This is a genomic window from Bradyrhizobium cosmicum, assembly GCF_032290525.1.
GTDB lineage: Bacteria > Pseudomonadota > Alphaproteobacteria > Rhizobiales > Xanthobacteraceae > Bradyrhizobium > Bradyrhizobium cosmicum_A.
The window spans coordinates 1-263 of sequence record NZ_JASXTA010000306.1 but is presented as its reverse complement, the minus strand read 5'-3'; the positions used below and the strand labels follow the sequence as shown (position 1 = coordinate 263).

Genomic DNA, 263 nt, shown 5'->3' with positions numbered 1-263 from the left:
GCGTAGAGCACAGAAAAAAGCTCGCGATATCGGTGCCCGGCTTACCGTTAGCGCCGCGCACGAGCGTTGCGATGATCTCCGCGGATGCATCGGCTTCGCGCACGCCCAGCCGAATAACTTCCTTCGCTTTGAGCATTCCGGCGTCGGAAATGGCGGCAGCTTCGCGCATCATTGCAATTTCCAGGTCCGACTTCAGACCTCGAATCCAAGTAACGGCGTTAGTGCAATCAACAATTTTTGCTTCGGCCGCTCGAGACTTGAAC

At 56.3% G+C, this 263-nt stretch carries 1 pseudogene; it reads right to left on the bottom strand.

Features of this window, described 5'->3' with window-relative positions:
• Positions 1-263: pseudogene (locus QSV46_RS40055) on the bottom strand (aminopeptidase P family protein); the annotation flags it as partial.